Here is a 22,045-nt window from a genome sequence, read left to right as displayed (position 1 = left end):
TAAAGTGCTACAAATGGAAAGAGTTAAATGATATTTTTTTAAAAAAAATTGAAAAAGCCCTGGAAGAACTATATAATGGTTTTATGAAGCTGATAACTGCCGGTGATCAGGCGATGATTCAGCCAAAGAAGGAGACTGGCAGAATAAACAACAGGAGGAAAATGGTATGAAAAGAAAACTGTTAGCTGTTGTTCTTGCGGGAACAATGATAGCCCAGAATGGACTTCCAACGTATGCGTCAGATATTGTAGTTCAATCAGATACGGAAGTGTCAGATTTTGGATCTGAAGAAACAGTATCTGATGTTCAGGAGGAGACGGCAGAACCTGAAGATGAAGTGGACAGTTCAGAACAGGAAGAAGTTTTACCAAATGAAGAAGAAAAAGAGGAAATTTCCGGGGATGATCCCCTGGAGGATGTGATCACAGAAGGAGAAGAACCTGCGGAGGAAGAGGAAAATATCTCCGATGAATTCGGCACAGGAGAAGATGAGACACAACAGGAGCCACAGGAACTTTTCGGAGACGGAGAAGAGAAACCAGAGGAATTTTCAGCAGGTGAAGAAGAAATACTGCCTGCAACAGCTTCAGCAGATGATCTGGTATACGGAGATCTTACTTACCGTGTCAACAATAACAAAGTAACAATAACCGGATATAAAGGCAGCGGAACAAGCGCTGTGATTCCTGCCAAGATTGGGAGTTATGAAGTTAAGGAGATTGCAGATCGCGCATTTTCCGGATGCGGAACGTTAGAGAGCATCAGTTTGCCGGAAGGGCTGGAAAGGATCGGCTACCAGTTTATAGCCAATACAGGGATCACGAGCCTGACAGTACCAAGTACAGTGACGGCGAGTGGATACGCATATGTAGGAAGCGGATATGCCGGAGCCACGGCGGGAGCGATGGAACTGCAGGAGGTGAAATTTGCAGAGGGGATGAAAAAGATCCCGGAGAACTTCTGCCGGAACGGATCGCCAAACAGTGCGATCCAGAGGATCGTGCTGCCATCAACAGTAACGGAAGTAGGAAATTCTTCTTTCCAGAACTGTGCAGGCCTTGAAACGGTAAACTTCGGAAAAGAAGTGGGAAAGGTCGGGGACCATGCATTTGCTGGATGTGTAAGCTTAAGCAGGATCAGTTTTGAGGAAAATTCGAAACAGGTAGTAGGGACAGATGGGAAGAAGAGACTGTACCCGCTGGAGATAGGCAGTGATGCATTTGCGGGTTGCAGCAGCCTGACAGAGATAGACTGGTCGAAGAATGTAAAGATAGTAGGAACGGAAGCGTTCTATGGCTGTACAGGCCTGACGGCAGTACAGGTACCGGAAAATGTGACATCCGTCGGTGACCGTGCATTTGGGAACTGCAGCAGTCTTGAAAACATCAGTCTGCCGGAGGGACTTGAGAATGTAGGTTACCAGTTTATAATGAATACAGGGATCACAAGCCTGACAGTACCAAGTACAGTGACGGCGAGTGGATACGCATATGTAGGAAGCGGATATGCCGGAGCCACGGCGGGAGCGATGGAACTGCAGGAGGTGAAATTTGCAGAGGGGATGAAAAAGATCCCGGAGAACTTCTGCCGGAACGGATCGCCAAACAGTGCGATCCAGAGGATTGTGCTGCCATCAACAGTAATGGAAGTAGGAAACTCTTCTTTCCAGAACTGTGCAGGCCTTGAAACGGTAAACTTCGGAAAAGAAGTGGGAAAGGTCGGGGACCATGCATTTGCTGGATGTGTAAGCTTAAGCAGGATCAGTTTTGAGGAAAATTCGAAACAGGTAGTAGGGACAGATGGGAAGAAGAGACTGTACCCGCTGGAGATAGGCAGTGATGCATTTGCGGGTTGCAGCAGCCTGACAGAGATAGACTGGTCGAAGAATGTAAAGATAGTAGGAACGGAAGCGTTCTATGGCTGTACAGGCCTGACGGCAGTACAGGTACCGGAAAATGTGACATCCGTCGGTGACCGTGCATTTGGGAACTGCAGCAGTCTTGAAAACATCAGTCTGCCGGAGGGACTTGAGAATGTAGGTTACCAGTTTATAATGAATACAGGGATCACAAGCCTGACAGTACCAAGTACAGTGACGGCGAGTGGATACGCATATGTAGGAAGCGGATATGCCGGAGCCACGGCGGGAGCGATGGAACTGCAGGAGGTGAAATTTGCAGAGGGGATGAAAAAGATCCCGGAGAACTTCTGCCGGAACGGATCACCAAACAGTGCGATCCAGAGGATCGTGCTGCCATCAACAGTAATGGAAGTAGGAAACTCTTCTTTCCAGAACTGTGCAGGCCTTGAAACGGTAAACTTCGGAAAAGAAGTGGGAAAGGTCGGGGACCATGCATTTGCTGGATGTGTAAGCTTAAGCAGGATCAGTTTTGAGGAAAATTCGAAACAGGTAGTAGGGACAGATGGGAAGAAGAGACTGTACCCGCTGGAGATAGGCAGTGATGCATTTGCGGGTTGCAGCAGCCTGACAGAGATAGACTGGTCGAAGAATGTAAAGACAGTAGGAACGGAAGCGTTCTATGGCTGTACAGGCCTGACGGCAGTACAGGTACCGGAAAATGTGACATCCGTCGGTGACCGTGCATTTGGGAACTGCAGCAGTCTTGAAAACATCAGTCTGCCGGAGGGACTTGAGAATGTAGGTTACCAGTTTATAATGAATACAGGGATCACAAGCCTGACAGTACCAAGTACAGTGACGGCGAGTGGATACGCATATGTAGGAAGCGGATATGCCGGAGCCACGGCGGGAGCGATGGAACTGCAGGAGGTGAAATTTGCAGAGGGGATGAAAAAGATCCCGGAGAACTTCTGCCGGAACGGATCACCAAACAGTGCGATCCAGAGGATCGTGCTGCCATCAACAGTAATGGAAGTAGGAAACTCTTCTTTCCAGAACTGTGCAGGCCTTGAAACGGTAAACTTCGGAAAAGAAGTGGGAAAGGTCGGGGACCATGCATTTGCTGGATGTGTAAGCTTAAGCAGGATCAGTTTTGAGGAAAATTCGAAACAGGTAGTAGGGACAGATGGGAAGAAGAGACTGTACCCGCTGGAGATAGGCAGTGATGCATTTGCGGGTTGCAGCAGCCTGACAGAGATAGACTGGTCGAAGAATGTAAAGACAGTAGGAACGGAAGCGTTCTATGGCTGTACAGGCCTGACGGCAGTACAGGTACCGGAAAATGTGACATCCGTCGGTGACCGTGCATTTGGGAACTGCAGCAGTCTTGAAAACATCAGTCTGCCGGAGGGACTTGAGAATGTAGGTTACCAGTTTATAATGAATACAGGGATCACAAGCCTGACAGTACCAAGTACAGTGACGAGGAGTGGATGCGCCTATGTGGGAAGCGGATATGCCGGAGCTACAGCGGGAGATGAGGAATTAAAAGAAATTATTTTTACCGATGGTGCCAAAACTGTTCCGGATAACATTTGCCGTAGCGGCAGTGAAAATTATTCTTTAAAACGTGCCGTAATCCCTTCCTCTGTAACAACCATAGGAAATAATTCTTTCACCAACTGTAAAGAATTAACTATTTATGGTGAAAAGAATTCTTATGCGGAGAATTATGCAAGAGAAAAAGGCATTCTATTCTGCGAGATCCAGTCAGGAAAGATTACCAGATATGATACAGCCAAGAAAGTTCTGGACAAATTCCCTGTAGAGAATCTGATCAATAACATTGAACTGAAAGACGGCAAGATCATAGGCCCGCAGATCACAGTGGGCGGAAAAACCTTTAATCTTTTTGAAGTAGATGCAGGCATGGATCTTAAGCTTTCAGATAAGGTACAGGCAAAGGTAGACATGGATACCAAAACAGTCCAGGTACTGATCGGTTTCAAAGATTTCTCAGGTTCCGCAACCCTTGATAAAAACACAAACAGTACAAATTACTGGAGCGAATCCTACAAACAGGTAAAAAATATCTACACAGGAATGACTGGCAAGAAAGTAGACTCTACGAAACTGTGGAATGATTTCAGCAAACTGAGAGGAAAACTGAGACCTGCCAATATCAAAATGGTCATTGATGCGAAATCATATGCAGCCGGTTACATGGAGTTCAGTTTTGCATCCGGTGACTTCCAGTTCCAGGAAGGTGGAATTGTACTGGAGGCAAGTCTTGGCACAGATATCACCCGTCAGATTCCGTCTTTCCCGGCAGCATACTGCACCATGAGTCTTGACAGCGATTTCAACGGAAACCTGCAGCTTGTAAAAAATACCGAAATGAATTATACCCTGTCCATGGCAGCCAAGCTTGAACTGGCAGCACGCCTGGGAATTGGCCTTGGTGTGAAGAAAGCTGGAAGTTATGCAGAAGGCGGTCTGTTTGGAAAATTAAAAACAGCTCTGAGTCTGCCTGCATCTTCCCTGGATCAGGCACTGACAGTCTGGCTGAACGGAGGTGTATACATAGAAAGTAAGGTTTTGGGATTTGATGGTCCGGCGTACAAATCAGACTATCCGGATGTGCAGATATATCCACAGACCAAAACACTTCAGGCATTTGATGGAAAAGATGTTTTTGATTTGAGTGAATTCAGCGCAGCATCCGGAAACAGGGATTACCTGGAGTCAGAGGATCAGAAACAGATTCTTGCCGGAACTGCAGACAGTCAGGGAACGATATTTGAGAGAGACAGTTCTTATCCGTACAGTATCCCGAATCTGGCAGAGCTTAATGATGGAACGAAGATCATGGTATGGATCGATGATGACGGATCAAAGAACAACGTGAATAAAACATCTCTGTATGCATCTGTTTACAAAAACAGTAAATGGAGCGAACCGAAGAAATTATATGAGACAGGTGGTCTGAATGATTATCCGGATGTGTACACAGATGGAAAGAAAGCATATATTGTATGGCAGAGAACTGCACAGCCATTATCACAGAAAGCCTCACTGGCAGATGCCTTGAAAGCCACAAATCTGTATTGCATCACATATACAGATGGGGCATTTACAGAACCTGAGCTGATCGGAAACAGCGAAAACACTGCATATGAAATGATGCAGAGAGTTGCTTCTGATGGCAGAGAAACAGCTGTTGTATGGGTGGAAAACAGTGCAAATGATCCGTTTATGACAGAAGGAACAAACTATATCCGGATTGCACGCAGCCAGGGCGATGGATGGAAAGAAGAAACTCTGGCAGAAGGAACCGATCCTGTTACATCTGTGGATATAAGTTATGTAAATGGCAGTCTGGCTGTAGTTTATGAGACTTACAATAATGATAACAATCAGATCCATCTTGTTTATAAAGGAGAGACAAAAGAATTCTCCGGAGATAACAGTGTGATTTCAGAAGGTATTCTTTACTATACACAGTCTGGAACTATGTATGAATATAACATGGTAGATGGATCCTCAGAAGAAAGTACATTCAGTAATTTGGATAATTTTACCGTAGTAACAGGTGCAGATGTGAAATATCTTCTTACATTAAGAAGTGACGGACAGGGAAATGAACTCTATGCGTCTGTTTATGATGAGGTAAACAGAACCTGGGGAAATCCAGTGGCAGTGACGAATTATGGAAAATATATCCGCAGCTATTCTGCACAGATTGATGAAGAAGGAAATCTTGCAGCAGCGTTGAATGTGGTAGAAGTAAATAAAGAATCCGGAGAATTCACGGATCAGGCAGGTATCATGGTTGTGAGAATGGATACTGTAAAAGATATCAGTATTTCCGGCGTGACCTATGATGACAGTATGGTGAAACCGGGAGGACAGCTTCCTCTGCATTTCACAGTAACAAACAACAGCCTGACAGCAGTGGAGAAATTCCAGGTGACTCTCACTGATGAGGATGGAAAGAAGATAAGCAGTGGAGAAGTTTCCTCCCATCTGGAACCTGGTGCTTCTGCAGAAGCTGCTTATATTTACAGACTTTCGGAAACTTTGACCTTACATAAGATAGTTCTTACAGCTGAAATTAAAGGAGAGACCAATAAGAAAGACAACAGTGAAATAATTACTATCGGTTATGGAAACCTGGTTCTTGACGAGCTGCATCTGACAGGTACAGGAAGTAAACCGGCTGTTTCCGGAACACTGAATAACACAGGATATGGAAACATGGAAAATGTGAAAGTTTCTGTATATGAAACAAATGCATCCGGCAAACTGCTGGGAACCTATGATGCAAAAACACTGAAACCAGGAGAAACGACTGATTTTTCCGTGGATATCCCGGAAGAAATGCTGAAAGTAGATTCACAGGCCATCGGCAATGTCGTTTATGTAAATGCAGAAACAGATTCTTCGGAGATCAGCGTAGAGGATAACAGCGATTATCTGTTTATAGACGGAGAAGAGACAGAGAATGTGACGCTGAACAGCAGCAGCCTGAATCTGCAGGCAGGAGAAAAATCCAGGCTGCAGGTTGCTTATACCGGTTCATCTGATATTTCAGCAGCAGATGCAGTATGGAGCAGTTCCAATGAAAAAGTCGCAGAAGTAAATGATGGAGAGGTAACAGCCATTGCGAAAGGTTCCGCTACCATTACAGCGAAGATTGGAAAAATATCTGCGAAGTGTAAAGTGACAGTATCTGATACAGTAGCAGTAAGTTCTATTACACTGAAGGATCAGTCTGTGCGCATAGCAGAAGGAAAAACATTCCAGCTGGAAGCAGAAGTATTACCGGAAAATGCCACAAATAAAAAGGTAAACTGGACTTCTTCAGATGAAACAGCAGCTACAGTGGATCAGAATGGACTTGTAACAGGTATTGCAGCAGGGACAACAGTCATTACAGCTGTTACTCAGGACGGAGGCAGACAGGTTACCTGTACAGTCTCTGTAACGAAGGATAAAACAACAGAATATGAAGTTCAGTTCCAGAGTGAGGATGCCGATGGAGCAGCACCGGATACCATTAAGGCAGCCGGTGGAACCAGAATCATACTTCCGGAAAATACATTTAATAAAAATGGTTATCAGTTTGCCGGATGGAATGATGGTAACAGTGTATATCAGGCCGGTTTTGCATACAGAATGCCATATGGAAACATTATATTTACAGCGGAGTGGAAGAAAGTTACAGAGAAAAAAGTAAGGCGCATTAATGTAGAAAGCGAAATTCAGAAACAGGAGGGAGATGAGAAGTTTAATCTGGACGCATCTCTTTCCAGAGGTGACGGAGAACTGAAATATTCTTCAGACAGTGATATTGTTGCAGTGGATGCTTCCGGAACTGTCACAATAAAAGCTGCCGGAAAAGCAACCATCAGCATTACAGCACCGGAAAACGGGGAATATAAAGAAGCGAAAGCTTCTGTGGAAATAACAGTATCTCATGTATGGGGTGAATGGAAACAGGTTCAGAAAGCAACCGTTCTGGCACCGGCAAAAGAAGAGCGACAGTGTCAGATATGCGGCGAAAAGGATAGCAGAGACACAGGAGAAGCCTTGCCTGCTTCCATAAAGCTGAATGTAACAAAACTCACCATGCAGATCGGACAGACAACGTCAAAGGTAAAAGTATCCGGACTGGCAGAAGGGGACGGTATTAAAAAATGGAAATCCAGTGATAACAGGATCGTCAAAGTAAGCAGTACAGGTAAGATCACCGCTCAGAAAGTGACAGGAAAGGCTGTTGTTACAGTAGAACTTGCCAGTGGAATGAAAGGCGATATTGCGGTAACAGTACAGAAAACAGCAGTGAAAACAAGGGCGATCACAGGTCTGGAAAAGAAGATCACCCTGAAAAAAGGAAAGAAAGTGACACTCAAACCGGTTCTTTCACCAATCACAGCACAGGAAAAAATCAGCTATACTTCTTCAAATAAGAAGATCGTTTCTGTAACATCTGCAGGCGTTATAACAGCAAAAGCAGCAGGTACAGCAAAGATTACAGTAAAATCAGGATCTAAGAAAGCAGTAGTAACAGTAACTGTACCAAAAACAGTTACGAAATCTATCAGTGGTATTCCTTCGAAGCAGATACTGAAAAAAGGAAAAAGTATTACATGGAAGGTAAAATTAAATCCTTCAAACAGTGATGATAAGATTACTTATACCAGCTCCAATAAAAAGGTAGCAGCAGTGGATTCCAAAGGAAAGATTACTGCGAAAGGAAAAGGAACTGCGATTATTACTGTAAAATCAGGAAAAGTATCAGTAAAGTGTAAGATTACAGTCAAATAGGTGATTATAACCAGTTAAAATCTGCAAAACAGGTTTGAAATCCGACGGGTTTTGAACCTGTTTTGCTTTATCCGGAGCTATCTGAAAATTTGGATATAGACCAAAATAGAAAAAAATGGTATACTTTATTTCAGAGATACGTAAAAACGATGACAGGGATGAGGAGGGGACCTTTATCGGAAGAATTGAGAAGAAAGGGGATTTAAAAGAATGGCAGGATTTAAAACAAAAGTAACACCGGAAATTGAGAATCTCACAGAGATATGTAAGGACAATACCAGCCTGGATCTTTCACTTTATGCGAAATATGATGTAAAGAGAGGACTCCGCGATCTTAATGGTAAGGGCGTTCTTGCAGGTCTCACGCAGGTTTCCAATGTCAAGGCTACGAAGATCGTGGACGGGAAAGAGGTTCCATGTGCGGGAAGCCTTTCCTACAGAGGTTATGATATCAAAGATCTGACCCGTGGATTTATCGAAGATGACAGGTATGGCTTCGAGGAAGTAACCTATCTCCTTCTGTTCGGCAGACTGCCGGATAAGAAACAGCTGGCAGATTTTACAGAACTTCTGGCAAACCAGAGATCTCTTCCGACTAATTTTGTCAGAGATGTTGTGATGAAGGCGCCCAGTAAAGATATTATGAATGGTCTTTCACGAAGTGTGCTCACACTTTATTCTTATGACAATAATCCGGATGATACCTCACTTCCGAATGTACTCAGACAGTGTCTGAATCTGATCAGTGTATTTCCATTATTGTCTGTTTATGGATATCAGGCATATAACCATTATATTAAAGGGAAAAGTCTTTATATCCACAATCCGAAGAAGGATCTGACGACAGCAGAAAACATCCTGCGGATGCTCAGACCGGATAAGAAATATACACATCTGGAAGCCAAGATCCTTGATATCGCACTGATCCTTCATATGGAGCATGGCGGTGGAAATAACTCAACATTTACCACTCATGTTGTATCATCTTCAGGAACAGATACCTATTCTGCCATTGCAGCAGCGCTTGGTTCCCTGAAAGGACCGAAACATGGCGGTGCCAACATCAAGGTTGTCAGCATGTTTAATGACATGAAGAAAGAAGTGAAGGACTGGACGGACGAGGAGGAAATCCGTGCATATCTGAAGAGACTTCTTCATAAAGAAGCCTTTGACAAAAAGGGCCTGATCTATGGCATGGGACATGCGATCTATTCTGTATCCGATCCACGTGCCGAGGTATTCAAGGCATATGTGGAAACCCTGGCAAGGGAAAAGGGCAGAATGAAGGATTATGCATTATACTCCATGGTTGAGCGTCTGGCTCCGGAGGTAATTGCAGAAGAAAGACGTATTTACAAAGGTGTCAGTGCAAATGTGGACTTTTACAGCGGATTCGTGTACAGTATGCTGGATCTGCCGCTGGAGCTGTATACTCCGATGTTTGCAGTTGCACGTATTGTGGGCTGGAGCGCTCACAGAATGGAAGAACTTATCAATGCAGATAAGATCATCCGTCCGGCATATAAGAATGTGCTGGAACCTGCGGTATATGTTCCACTGAATGAACGTTAAAAACGGACCGCAAATATCCGAGTGACTAAAGGAACAAAAAGGAATGTTTAATTGTTTTTTTCCAGACGAATATCTGGATTCTACGTATGTGATTGATTTTGACAGACTGTATGAGCAGGGTTACAGGGGGCTTTTGTTTGATATTGACAATACACTGGTACCCCATGGAGCCCCGGCAGATGCAAGGGCCTGTGCGTTGTTTTCACATTTAAAAGAACTGGGATTTAAATGCTGTTTTATTTCAAATAACCAGTACGAGAGAGTAGCATCTTTTAACGATGTGATAGGAGAGCACTTCATCGAAAATGCACATAAACCTTCGGTAAGGAACTATATCCGGGCAATGGAACTTCTGGGAACAGACAGGAGTAACACGATCTTCATAGGAGATCAGTTGTTTACGGATATATACGGGGCGAAGAGAGCCGGAATAAGGAATATTCTGGTTAAACCTATTGACTCGAAAGAGGAGATACAGATTGTGCTGAAGCGCTACCTTGAAAAAATTGTTTTATATTTTTACCATAAAGAGGAGGGGAATTCATGAACCATATCGTGATCATAGGATTTATGGGTTCAGGAAAGACAAGAGTCGGCAAAAGGCTGGCGAAAGACTTTGATATTCCATTCGTGGATATCGACCGTGTAGTAACAAAGAAGATGAACCTTTCATCAAAGGAGATTTTTGACAGATTTGGGGAACCGTTTTACCGTGCCCTGGAAACCACAGCAGTAAAAGCCCTGATCGAGGATCCGGAGCAGAAGGTGATCTCCCTTGGTTCAGGTCTTCCTATGCAGGAGCAGAATGAGAAATACATTAAGAAACTGGGAACAGTGGTGTATCTGAAGGGATCTTATGAGACACTAAAAAAACGTCTGGAAAATTCCAGCAGCAACCCACTGATCGAGGGTGCTGATAAGGCGGACAAGATCAAGAAACTTCTCAAACAGCGAGATCCGGTGTATGCGAAATTTGCAGATGTTGAAATGATCACCGGAGACAAGCCTTTTGAAGAACTGATCGGTCAGCTTGAAGAAAAATTGAAAACATATATAAAAAAATAGTTGAAAAAAGTACCAGAATATTATAAAATCAGATAAGAGTGTGTCACAGGACTGAAGAATGAATAGACACACACTATTGAGCAGTTACTGCAGAGATCGCAGGCAGTAACGTTGAACTGTACTATTAAGGAGGAAATATAACTATGATTTCAGCAGGTGATTTCAAAAACGGTATCACACTTGAAATTGATGGAAACGTATGTCAGATCGTTGAATTCCAGCATGTAAAACCAGGAAAGGGCGCTGCCTTTGTAAGAACAAAATACAAAAACATCATTACAGGAGCAGTTCTGGAGAAATCTTTCCGTCCTACAGAGAAATTCCCGGCAGCACGTATTGAGCGTGTGGATATGCAGTATCTGTACAACGATGGTGATTTATACTATTTCATGAACGTAGAAACTTATGATCAGGTTGGTCTTACAAAAGATCAGGTTGGCGATTCTCTTAAATTTGTTAAAGAGAATGAAATGGTTAAAGTATGTTCTCATAACGGAAACGTATTCGCAATCGAGCCGCCTCTGTTCGTAGAACTTGAAGTAGTTGAGACAGAGCCAGGATTCGCTGGAAATACAGCACAGGGTGCTACAAAACCGGCTACTGTAGAAACAGGTGCACAGGTTCAGGTTCCGCTGTTTGTTAACCAGGGAGATAAACTGAAAATCGACACAAGAACAGGGGAGTATCTTTCCCGAGTATAAACTGTACAGCTGTAAAAGCGAAATACAAAGAATGCAGTCTGCCATCGGCGAAAGCCGGTGGCAGTTTTTGTATACAGAGATAAGTCATACAGGAGGGCGAAAAATGGAATACGTGACATTGGGAAAAACTGGTTTGAAAGTTTCTAAAATGGGACTGGGTGGAATTCCTGTTCAGAAAATTGATGCAGAAGGAACAAGAAAGCTTGTCTGTAAGATGGCAGAAGCGGGAGTGAATTATATTGATACAGCCAGAGGATATACAGTCAGTGAGGAATATCTGGGCTATGCGCTGAAGGGAATCCGGGATAAATTTGTGATCGCAACGAAATCCATGGCGAGAACCAAAGAGGCGATGGCAGCAGATATTGAGAAAAGTCTGAAGAATCTTCGCACAGATTATATTGATCTGTACCAGGTACATAATCCAAGTATGGAACAGCTTGATCAGATACTGGCAGCAGGTGGGGCACTGGAGGCTTTGCAGGAAGCTAAAGCAGCCGGAAAAATCGGGCATATCGGGCTGACAGCTCACTCTACAGAAGTATTTGGACGGGCGCTTGAACTTAACTGGGTGGAGACGATCATGTTTCCGTATAATATCGTAGAAAATCAGGGCGAGGAACTGATCGCGAAGTGTAAAGAGAAAAACATTGGATTTATTGATATGAAACCTCTGGCAGGAGGCGCCATTGAGAATGGAACTCTGGCTCTGCGCTATATTTGTGCAAATCCTGATGTGACAATAGTCATTCCGGGAATGGCAGAGGAAAAAGAACTGGAAGAAAACATGAAAGCCTGTCTGGATCCATCTCCTTTAAGTGAGGAAGAGCTTGGGGAGATGGCAGCAGTAAGAGAACAGCTGGGAACCAATTTCTGCCGCAGATGTAATTACTGTGCACCATGCAGTGTGGGAATCAATATTCCGAGTGTATTCCTTTTTGCAGGTTATCTGAATCGTTATGATCTGGGGGACTGGGCGAGAGACCGTTACAGTACGCTGACAGCAAAAGCATCTGCCTGCATCGAGTGTGGTGCCTGTGAAGGCAGATGTCCATATCATCTTCCAATCCGAAAGATGATGAAAGAATGCGCAGAGCAGTTCGGAGAATAAAAATAGATAGAATCGAAAAACGGAAAGATCAAATTCAATGATCTTTCCGTTTTTTTGACTGATTCAGATAGTGAATCAGTCGGAATTCAGTAGCATTTGCTACAGGGGGTGTATCCCATGGCTTCTGCTTCGGATTTTGTAACCTGGCGGGCTTTGGCAGGATTCATTCTTCCGCAGTTGGGAATGCTGTGGTATTTTTCTCCTGTTGCAGGAATCCATACAGTTGTTCCGTAAGATTGTGTTTCTGCTGATTTCGCATCTGAAGTGTATGACGAAGATTCGGAAGCATAAGACTGCGATCCGGAAACAGTAGTTTCGGTTTCCTGGGTGCTGTCGCCGGAAGAATAATCATTGCAGGGATCCTGTGACCAACTGATGGTTGTACCGTTGGATACGGCAATAATCGTTCCCTGCTTATCTGTACGAAATACCGGGATTCCCATATCTGACAGACGGCCCATAGTGTCTGCCGACGGGTGGTGATACTGGTTATTGGTTCCGCAGCTTATTACTGCGTAAGAAGGAGAAGTTGCTTCAAGAAAATCCCAGGTAGTTGAGCTTGCAGATCCGTGATGTCCGATAGAAAGAACATCGCAGTCAAGATTCATTCCTGTGCTGATCATATCCTGTTCACTGGTTTCTTCTGCATCTCCGGTAAAGATAAAGCTGTTTGAACCATTTTCAAGCTTGATCACAAGAGAGTTATCGTTGCTGTTCTGGCTGATACCGTCTGGCGCGAGAACAGTAAAACTGCCGGTACCGAAATCAAAAGTATCACCTACAGAAGGATACTGTACAATGATGGCATTCGCAGTAGCAGTATTCATGAATGTATTGTACAGGTCAGAAGTATGGACATAATCCGGTCCGAAAACATTGCATACAGTGAAGCTGTTTAAACACTGGACAAGACCACCGATATGATCTTCATCATAGTGAGAAGCAATCATATAGTCAATGTTCTGTATATTTTGTTGCTGTAAGTAGGATACTACCTGATCCGCATGATTCTGATCACCGCCGTCATAAAGCAGATTCTGACCGCCTGACTGTACCAGAATGGCAGAACCCTGGCCTACATCAAGAAAATGAACTGCCATATCATTGCTGTCAGCATAAACAGTCAGAGCTGTCTGGGGCGCCAGGGTGAACAGCAGAAGAAATAATGATAAAAATAGTGATAGTAATTTGTTTTTTCTCTTCATATAACAGAGCTTCCTCCTAAGTATATAATAATATGATTATACCACGTATTGGAAGAGAAAACATTATACAGTTCGCGGAAATTCACAGATTAAAAATAAAATGAATACTGATAATAAAGAGGATTTTCAGGAGAGATACATGGAGATCAGAGGGATTGATGTTTCCGCATAGCAGGGGCAGATTGACTGGAAGACGGTAGCTGCTTATGGTATGGATTTTGCTATTTTCAGGATTGCAGAAGCGGAAAATGTGATCGACAGATATTTCGAGAGAAATTATACGGAATGTCAGAAATATAATATTTCAACAGGGGTATATAAATATTCTTATGCTATGAACATCACAGAAATGCAGAATGAAGCCAGAAAAGTAATTTCTGTTTTGAAAGGGCGAAAACTTTTGTTTCCTGTGTGGTTGGATCTGGAATGGAACAATCAGAGAAGCCTGGGGACAGAGAAAATTTATAAGATGGCAGTACAGTTCCAGGGCAAAAATCCCTGGTATCAATGGAACTGTAGATAGAAATGTATTTTATAAAGATTACAGTGAAGTGAAAGATCTGTCAGAGAAAAAAGATCTATAACAAAAAGTGAAGCCATTGATGCAGTTTTGAAAATCGCAGAAAAGGAAATCGGCTATCTGGAAAAGAAATCAGCCCGGGATCTGGACAGCAAAACCGGAAATGCTGGATCAAACAATTATACAAAATACTGGCGGGACGTAAAGACGTCTTATCAGGGACAGCCGTGGTGCGGAGCATTTGTTTCCTGGTGTTTTATGAAAGCATTCGGCCAGGAAAACAGAAACCATAAAATCAGGAGACAAAAACACATCTGTATTATTACTCCAGGAGATCTTAAGAGCCAGAGGCTTCAAAGGCAAGAACGGAAAAGCCCTGAAACTCACCTGGACCGCAGATGCCAACACCATCTACGCCCTCAAAACCTATCAGGAATCCAGAAAAGAGGTTCTTGCCGTAGACGGCGTATGCGGACCCGCAACCTGGAAAGACCTGATCGCGATCTGAAAAAAAAATGCCGGAACCCCAGTAAATTCAAGGGTTTCCGGCATTTCCTGTAAGTTGGCCAGTTTGTTGAATAGTGGACCTGGCGGGAATTGAACCCGCGTCCGAAAGCCTATTCATTGAGGCATCTCCCATCACAGTCGCTGTTTTAACATTCCCTCAGCTGTACGCCCACCGACAGGCTTACAGATTCAGTAGCTTCATGATACATCTACCGGAGCAAAGCTTATCCGGCAAGGTTTCTCACATGGTCGACGCCAGACCCTTGAAGTGTGAGTGCATCAAGGCTGACGAGCAGCAATTAGGCTGCTAACGCGTACTGTTCGTCTGCGTTTATATTTAGGTTCCCGGTTGGTACGCAGTCCAGGAGTCTGCGGATGGCTTCCTCAACTTCAAAGCCCCCGTCGAAACCAGTACAAGCCCTGAATGTGGCTGAGATGTAAAAACATCCTGCTGGTGATCAGACGAAAGTATAAAAGATATAACATATACCCACTGTTTCTATATTATATGGAAACAAAAGCCGAATGTCAAGGATTCTTTTTTCGTTTTCAGGAATTCTTAATACCATTTTTTTAGAATATTGTTCACAAAAGAGACATAAATCTTTGATATGATATCGCTATAAGAAAATTAAAAGGCAGAACAGCCTGTGAGGATAACGGAGGAGATAAAATGGATGCATTGAAGATCCTGGTAGTGGACGATGAAAGCCGAATGAGAAAGCTGGTAAAAGATTTCCTTACAAAAAAGAATTTTCAGGTACTGGAAGCTGGTGATGGAGAAGAAGCAATGGATATCTTTTATGAAGAGAAAGATATTGCACTGATCATTCTGGATGTAATGATGCCGAAGATGGACGGATGGGAAGTATGCCGTGAAATACGAAAGAATTCAAAAGTACCTATCATTATGCTTACAGCCAGAAGTGACGAGAGGGATGAATTATTAGGATTTGACCTGGGAGTGGATGAATATATATCCAAGCCATTCAGTCCGAAAATTCTGGTAGCCAGAGTGGAAGCAATCCTTCGCCGTACAGGGCAGGGAAGCGCAGAGGATGTTCTTTCAGCAGGAGGAATCGTGATTGACAAAGCTGCCCATCTGGCGACTGTGGATGGGAAAACTATGGATCTGAGCTTTAAAGAATTTGAGCTTCTGACCTATTTCCTTGAGAACGAGGGAATTGCTTTATCAAGAGAAAAGATCCTTAATTCTGTATGGAATTATGACTATTTCGGAGATGCCAGAACTATTGATACTCATGTAAAAAAACTCAGAAGTAAGATGGGCGATAAGGGTGAGTATATTAAAACTGTATGGGGTATGGGGTATAAATTCGAGGTGACAGAATGAAAACCGTGAAAAAACCTCGCAAAAAGCCCAGGAAATTTCATTCACTGAAACGACAGATATCTGTGTTGTTTATTGGACTTCTGCTACTGTCCATATTTACAATCACTCTGATCAATGGCCTGTTTCTGGAGAAATATTATGTTTCCAAAAAAGTAGAAGTACTGCTGGAAGCCAGAAATGTACTTTCCCAGATGAACCTGGATGATTTTCTTGAATATGATAAAGATTCTGATGGAGATTCCGGAAACAATAATGAAAATGCAGCTGATGAGATACCGGATGAGATTGAACACAGCAGTTCCAGAAACAATCTTACCTGGATCATTGTAAATGAGGAAAACAGCGGTTATTATTACTGGGGAGAGAATAATATGGCGAAAATGCTCCGCAGTAAGCTGTTTGGCTATATTAATGACCTGGACAAGGATATGGAACGCAGCCATACTCTGAAAAAAACAGATAACTGTACGATCTGGCAGGTGCATGATCGTTTTGCAGGTATGGAATATGTAGAATGCTGGGGCCAGTTTGACAATGGATATTATTATCTGGTCCGTTCTCCGTTAGAGAGCATTAAGGAAAGTGCATCCATATCGAACAGCTTCTATTTCTTCGTAGGCGCAGCGATCATTGTAATCAGCGGTGTGATCATCCTGGTGGTGACCAGCAGGATTACCCGTCCTATCAGTGAGCTGACCAAACTGTCGGAGAAGATGTCCAACCTGGATTTCGAAGCGAGATATCAGAGCCATGCAGGAAATGAGATTGATGTTCTGGGAGATAACTTTAATAAAATGTCCAGGAAACTGGAGAGTACTATTTCAGAGCTGAAATCTGTCAATAATAAACTTCAGAAAGATATTGAGGATAAGATCAAAATTGATGAAATGCGAAAAGAATTTCTGGATAATGTATCTCATGAACTGAAAACACCGATCGCCTTAATCCAGGGATATGCAGAAGGTCTGAATGAAAACATTTCAGATGATCCGGAAAGCAGAGAATTTTACTGCGAGGTTATCATGGATGAGGCATCCAAGATGAATAAGCTGGTCAAGAATCTGCTGACGCTCAACCAGCTGGAATCCGGCAAGGATGCACCTGTAATGGAGCGCTTTGATATTGTTTCCCTGATCCGGGGAGTACTTGGTTCTATGCATATTATGATCGAGCAGAAAGAGGCAACTGTCATTTTTGAGGAAACAGAATCTGTATATGTCTGGGCAGATGAATTTAAGACGGAAGAAGTTGTGACTAACTATACAAGCAACGCGCTGAATCATCTGGACGGGGAACGCAAGATAGAGATCAAAGTACTCCGTGAGGGTGACTGTGTGAAGGTAACAGTATTTAATACAGGAACTCCGATCCCGGAGGAAGACCTGCCGAATCTCTGGAATAAATTCTATAAAGTAGATAAAGCCCGTACAAGAGAGTATGGCGGAAGCGGCATCGGACTTTCTATTGTCAAAGCAATTATTGAAGGTATGAACCAGAAATATGGAGTATGCAATTATGATAATGGTGTAGAATTCTGGTTTACCCTGGACTGCAGACAGTGAAAAAGTAAATTGCAGACATTAAATAATTTCGCTTAGAAAAAACAGACAGAAGCAAAGAAATCACTTTGCAACTGTCTGTTTTTGGGTTATACTGTACTAATGAGGAAAACAGATAATGACATCAGGAGGATAACATGATAGCAATAATTGACTATGATGCTGGAAATATCAAAAGCGTGGAAAAAGCGCTTCATTATCTTGGAGAGGAAACTGTAGTATCCCGTGATCCGCAGACTCTGTTAAATGCGGACAAAGTAATCCTGCCGGGAGTTGGAAGCTTTGGACAGGCTATGGAGAATCTTCATACATACGGACTGGTACCTGTGATCCATGAACTGGTAGAGAAAAAAACACCATTTCTGGGAATCTGTCTTGGACTTCAGCTTCTCTTTGACAGCAGCGAGGAAACACCGGGAGTAGAGGGGCTTGGAATTCTGAAGGGCAGGATCGTTAAGATCCCGCCTGCACAGGGACTTAAGATTCCTCATATGGGATGGAACTCCTTGCACCTTCAGAATAACGGCAGACTCTTTCAGGGCATTCCGGAACAGACTTATGTGTATTTTGTTCATTCTTATTATCTTCAGGCAGAGGATCCTGAAATCGTAAAAGCGACTACGGAATACAGCACATGTATACATGCTTCTGTAGAGAAAGACAATGTATTTGCATGTCAGTTCCATCCGGAGAAGAGCAGCAAATGGGGTCTGAAGATTCTTGAGAACTTTGCAGCTATCGGAAAAGATGAAAACAATGAAAAGGAGGGGAAATAAAATGTTTACAAAAAGAATTATTCCCTGCCTTGACGTAAATAACGGCCGTGTGGTAAAGGGCGTGAACTTTGTCCAGCTTCGCGATGCCGGTGATCCTGTGGAGATTGCGAAGGCATACGATGCAGCAGGTGCAGACGAGCTGGTATTTCTTGATATCACAGCATCCTGTGAACAGAGAGATACAGTAGTAGATATGGTTAGACGTGTAGCTGCCAATGTATTTATTCCATTTACAGTAGGCGGAGGAATCCGTACAGTAGACGATTTCAAGAAGCTGTTAAGAGAGGGTGCGGATAAGATTTCTGTGAATTCCGCAGCTATCGACAGACCGGAGCTTATCAGCGAAGCAGCTGATAAATTCGGAAGCCAGTGCGTGGTAGTTGCCATTGACGCAAAGAGAAGAGAAGACGGCGGCTGGAATATCTATAAGCATGGCGGAAGACTGGACACGGGAATTGATGCTATAGAATGGGCAAAGAAAGTGGAAGCTCTCGGTGCAGGTGAGATTCTTCTTACCAGTATGGACTGTGACGGTACGAAAGCAGGATATGATCTGGCGCTTACCAGAGCGATCGCAGATGCAGTATCCATTCCGGTGATCGCATCTGGCGGTGCAGGTGTACTGGAGCATTTTTATGATGCACTTACAGAAGGAAGAGCAGATGCTGCGTTAGCTGCGTCTTTGTTCCATTATAAAGAACTGGAGATTTCCCAGGTTAAGGATTATCTGGCAGATAAGGGGATCTCTGTGAGAAAATAGAAAAGAGGGAAAGAACTGTTATGTCAGCGATTACAGGCGACTGGCTGGAAGCATTGAAAGGAGAATTTCGCCAGCCATATTATGCAAAGCTTTACAGGACAGTAATGTCAGAATATCAGACGAGAAAAATTTTCCCGCCTGCAGATGATTTATTCAATGCATTTCATTTTACACCGCTTCATGAGGTAAAAGTTGTGATCCTTGGACAGGATCCATATCATAATGACGGACAGGCACATGGTCTGTGTTTCTCTGTAAAGAGAGGAGTAGAGACACCGCCGTCACTGGTCAACATTTATCAGGAACTTCATGATGACTGCGGATGCTATATTCCGAATAATGGTTATTTGGAGAAATGGGCGAAGCAGGGAGTGCTTCTTCTGAACACCGTTCTGACTGTACGCGCCCATCAGGCGAATTCCCATCGTGGGATTGGTTGGGAACAGTTTACAGATGCAGCAATTCAGGTTCTGAATGAACAAGATCGTCCCATGGTATTTCTGCTCTGGGGACGTCCGGCACAGATGAAGAAATCTATGCTGAACAATCCGAAGCATCTGATCCTGGAAGCACCTCACCCAAGTCCGCTGTCTGCTTACAGAGGCTTCTTTGGATGTAAGCATTTCAGCAAAACGAACGAATTTCTGGTTGCCAACGGTCTGGAACCGATCGACTGGCAGATAGAAAATATATAAGAAAAGAGGTAATGTGTAGTCAGGAAACGACACACAGCAATAACATGAATCAGAAAAATAATCTAGTAAAAAATGCGTCCTTTCTGATGATTGCAGCGATGATCTCCAAGGTGATCGGACTTCTGTATAAGAGTCCGCTTTCCAATATTATCGGAAGTCTTGGAATGGGATATACAAGCCTTGCGCAGAACGCATATATGATCCTTCTTATGATCGCGTCATTCAGTATTCCACAGGCTGTGTCAAAACTAATCTCTGAGCGTATTGCTCTGAAAGATTACAGAAATGCGCATAAGTTCTTCAAGGGTGCCATGATCTATGCCATGGTAGTGGGAGGAGCGGTCGCTTTGTTCTGTCTCTTCGGGGCAGGACTGATCATTCCGAAGAATCAGAAAGATGCGATCCTGGCACTTCAGATTCTTGCACCGACAATCTTCCTGTCCGGTATCCTGGGTGTATTCAGAGGATATTTTCAGGCATACAGAAATATGATGCCTACATCTATTTCCCAGATTCTGGAACAGGTATTTAATGCAGCAGTCAGTTTGCTGGCAGCATGGGGATTTATCAATGTTTTTGCAGACGGTACAGAGAACAGCATTGCGAAATGGGGAGCAGCAGGTTCTACAGTAGGAACCGGTGCCGGCGTAGTTGCGGCGCTGATCTTTATGCTTCTTGTTTATGGTGTGAACCGCGGTAAGATCATGCATCGTGTGAACAGGGACCACAGACATCAGGAAGAATCTTACAAAGAGATATTCCGTGTCATTGTGCTCGTAGTTTCACCAATTATCCTCAGTGCATTTGTCTATAATGTTAACGCTTATATCAATGGATATCTTTTCTCTGATATTCTTGGCAGAAGAGGCGGGGATGCTACACAGATCGGTATTCTTTATGCGGAGTATGCAACTTATTTCATGACTATTATTAATATTCCGCTGACGCTGTCTAGTACAGCGCCGACTTCTATGATTCCTGAAGTATCTTCATTATATGCAACAGGTGATATTGAGGCAACAAAGGCATGTATTGACCAGACGGTACAGCTCTCTATGGTTGTTTCTGCACCGTGTGCAATGGGTCTTGCAGTACTTGCACAGCCAATCGTATTTCTTCTTTATGGAAATTCTACAGGACTTGCAGCAAACCTGCTGATCCTTGGATCATTTTCCATTTTGCTGAATGGAATGTCCAATATTTCCAATGGTGTGCTTCAGGCAATCGGCCAGCAGAGAATTCCTGTGGTAACAGCAGCGATTGCACTGGCTGTAGATATTATTGTGGTTGTAGTGCTGCTGTTTACAACAAACCTTGGTGTATATGCACTGCTGATCGCGATGGTGGTTTATTCTATTGTTGTATGTGTATTGAACGACCTGGCGATGAAGAAATATCTTCAGTATAAAAATCCGTGGAAAAAAGGTTACCTGTATCCGATTCTTGCTTCTATTCCTATGGGAATCGTTGCAGGATGTATCTGTTATGGACTGAATATTTTTGTAAAATCCAACTTCATTTGTCTGATCGTTTCTATTCCGATTGCGGCAGTTGTGTATCTGTTTGCTTATCTGGTTATCAGTAAACCGTCAGAAGCAGAACTCAGAAGAATTCCAGGAGGCAGTTATCTGGTAAGAATTGCGGAGAAACTTCCGTTTTGGCAGAATGTATAAAGAATAAAATATGAAAAATAAGAATTAGAAAATGAAAAAGCCATATTTCAGAATCCAGCTATATTTTCAAAATGGATGGTGAAAATATGGCTTTTTGTTTGAAAAATCAGATCAAAACATCTTATATAATGTACATAAAAGGAGGTGTCGGTTAGTAATGATTTTTAACACCATCAGCTCCAAATAAAACTATCCCGGCAAGTACGAGGATTTTACGCTTTACTGCTTATTTGGGATAGTTTTATTTTAAGAAACAAGCCTGAAAAATCTAATTTTTCCATCACTTTTTTTAGGGTATAGACGGGATCGCCGTCAGGTAAACTTAATTCATAGAAACTAAAGTTAATTTTCAGATG

General features: G+C 43.2%; 15 protein-coding genes, 1 other RNA gene and 1 pseudogene. 14 read left to right on the top strand and 3 right to left on the bottom strand.

Annotated elements, in window-relative coordinates; genetic code table 11:
• The first annotated feature begins 166 nt into the window (after nucleotides 1-166).
• From R8695_RS10620 to R8695_RS10595, 6 genes are all read left to right on the top strand, one after another.
• A complete protein-coding gene (locus R8695_RS10620; protein WP_317676128.1) occupies nucleotides 167-8,191 on the top strand; it encodes a leucine-rich repeat protein in 8,025 nt (2,674 codons plus the stop codon).
• A 210-nt stretch (nucleotides 8,192-8,401) separates the two neighbouring features.
• Nucleotides 8,402-9,763, top strand: a complete 1,362-nt coding sequence (locus tag R8695_RS10615) for a citrate/2-methylcitrate synthase (protein ID WP_154779840.1) — start codon at nucleotides 8,402-8,404, stop codon at nucleotides 9,761-9,763.
• A gap of 43 nt (nucleotides 9,764-9,806) precedes the next feature.
• Entirely contained in the window at nucleotides 9,807-10,310 is a 504-nt protein-coding gene (locus tag R8695_RS10610) for a YqeG family HAD IIIA-type phosphatase (protein WP_154779839.1), read from the top strand.
• Nucleotides 10,307-10,828 (top strand): shikimate kinase, encoded by a 522-nt coding sequence (locus tag R8695_RS10605; RefSeq protein ID WP_118508746.1) that lies wholly within the window; start codon nucleotides 10,307-10,309, stop codon nucleotides 10,826-10,828. Before R8695_RS10610 ends, R8695_RS10605 begins: the two co-directional genes overlap by 4 nt.
• 143 nt (nucleotides 10,829-10,971) lie before the next feature.
• Nucleotides 10,972-11,529, top strand: a complete 558-nt coding sequence (gene efp, locus R8695_RS10600) for an elongation factor P (RefSeq protein WP_118508747.1) — start codon at nucleotides 10,972-10,974, stop codon at nucleotides 11,527-11,529.
• Nucleotides 11,530-11,632: 103 nt separating this feature from the next.
• Nucleotides 11,633-12,640 carry an aldo/keto reductase gene (locus R8695_RS10595; protein WP_154779838.1) on the top strand — a complete coding sequence of 336 codons (1,008 nt, stop codon included), beginning with the start codon at nucleotides 11,633-11,635 and terminating at the stop codon, nucleotides 12,638-12,640.
• Between the two features lie 86 nt (nucleotides 12,641-12,726).
• On the opposite strand, the gene R8695_RS10590 is transcribed toward R8695_RS10595, so the two are convergent.
• Nucleotides 12,727-13,845 carry a ComEC/Rec2 family competence protein gene (locus R8695_RS10590; protein WP_154779837.1) on the bottom strand — a complete coding sequence of 373 codons (1,119 nt, stop codon included), beginning with the start codon at nucleotides 13,843-13,845 and terminating at the stop codon, nucleotides 12,727-12,729.
• A gap of 211 nt (nucleotides 13,846-14,056) precedes the next feature.
• Here R8695_RS10590 and R8695_RS10585 point away from each other — a divergent pair, with 211 nt between their 5' ends.
• On the top strand, nucleotides 14,057-14,368 hold the full coding sequence (locus R8695_RS10585; protein WP_154779836.1) for a GH25 family lysozyme: 312 nt from the start codon (nucleotides 14,057-14,059) through the stop codon (nucleotides 14,366-14,368).
• Nucleotides 14,369-14,654: 286 nt separating this feature from the next.
• A complete protein-coding gene (locus R8695_RS17880; RefSeq protein ID WP_167829745.1) occupies nucleotides 14,655-14,873 on the top strand; it encodes a peptidoglycan-binding domain-containing protein in 219 nt (72 codons plus the stop codon).
• A gap of 71 nt (nucleotides 14,874-14,944) precedes the next feature.
• Here R8695_RS17880 and ssrA read toward each other — a convergent pair.
• Nucleotides 14,945-15,293, bottom strand: a transfer-messenger RNA (tmRNA) gene (gene ssrA, locus R8695_RS10580).
• Nucleotides 15,294-15,545: 252 nt separating this feature from the next.
• Here ssrA and R8695_RS10575 point away from each other — a divergent pair.
• The 6 genes from R8695_RS10575 (at nucleotide 15,546) to R8695_RS10550 (ending at nucleotide 21,689) form a co-directional block, all read left to right on the top strand.
• Nucleotides 15,546-16,226, top strand: a complete 681-nt coding sequence (locus R8695_RS10575) for a response regulator transcription factor (protein WP_118508751.1) — start codon at nucleotides 15,546-15,548, stop codon at nucleotides 16,224-16,226.
• Nucleotides 16,223-17,788 (top strand): sensor histidine kinase, encoded by a 1,566-nt coding sequence (locus tag R8695_RS10570; protein ID WP_118508752.1) that lies wholly within the window; start codon nucleotides 16,223-16,225, stop codon nucleotides 17,786-17,788. Before R8695_RS10575 ends, R8695_RS10570 begins: the two co-directional genes overlap by 4 nt.
• Nucleotides 17,789-17,922: 134 nt before the next feature.
• Nucleotides 17,923-18,561, top strand: a complete 639-nt coding sequence (gene hisH, locus R8695_RS10565; protein ID WP_118508753.1) for an imidazole glycerol phosphate synthase subunit HisH — start codon at nucleotides 17,923-17,925, stop codon at nucleotides 18,559-18,561.
• A gap of 1 nt (nucleotide 18,562) precedes the next feature.
• Nucleotides 18,563-19,321 (top strand): imidazole glycerol phosphate synthase subunit HisF, encoded by a 759-nt coding sequence (gene hisF, locus R8695_RS10560; RefSeq protein ID WP_118508754.1) that lies wholly within the window; start codon nucleotides 18,563-18,565, stop codon nucleotides 19,319-19,321.
• Nucleotides 19,322-19,341: 20 nt separating this feature from the next.
• A complete protein-coding gene (gene ung, locus R8695_RS10555; RefSeq protein ID WP_118508755.1) occupies nucleotides 19,342-20,016 on the top strand; it encodes a uracil-DNA glycosylase in 675 nt (224 codons plus the stop codon).
• A 44-nt stretch (nucleotides 20,017-20,060) separates the two neighbouring features.
• On the top strand, nucleotides 20,061-21,689 hold the full coding sequence (locus tag R8695_RS10550) for a putative polysaccharide biosynthesis protein (RefSeq protein WP_118508756.1): 1,629 nt from the start codon (nucleotides 20,061-20,063) through the stop codon (nucleotides 21,687-21,689).
• Between the two features lie 254 nt (nucleotides 21,690-21,943).
• Here the strand turns inward: R8695_RS10550 and R8695_RS17940 are convergent.
• Nucleotides 21,944-22,042: pseudogene (locus R8695_RS17940) on the bottom strand (transposase); the annotation flags it as partial.
• Between the last annotated feature and the right edge of the window lie 3 nt (nucleotides 22,043-22,045).

This window comes from Blautia luti (assembly GCF_033096465.1).
GTDB lineage: Bacteria > Bacillota > Clostridia > Lachnospirales > Lachnospiraceae > Blautia_A > Blautia_A luti.
The sequence above is the reverse complement of the archived record's forward strand: the minus strand, read 5'-3'. Positions and strand labels throughout refer to the sequence as shown.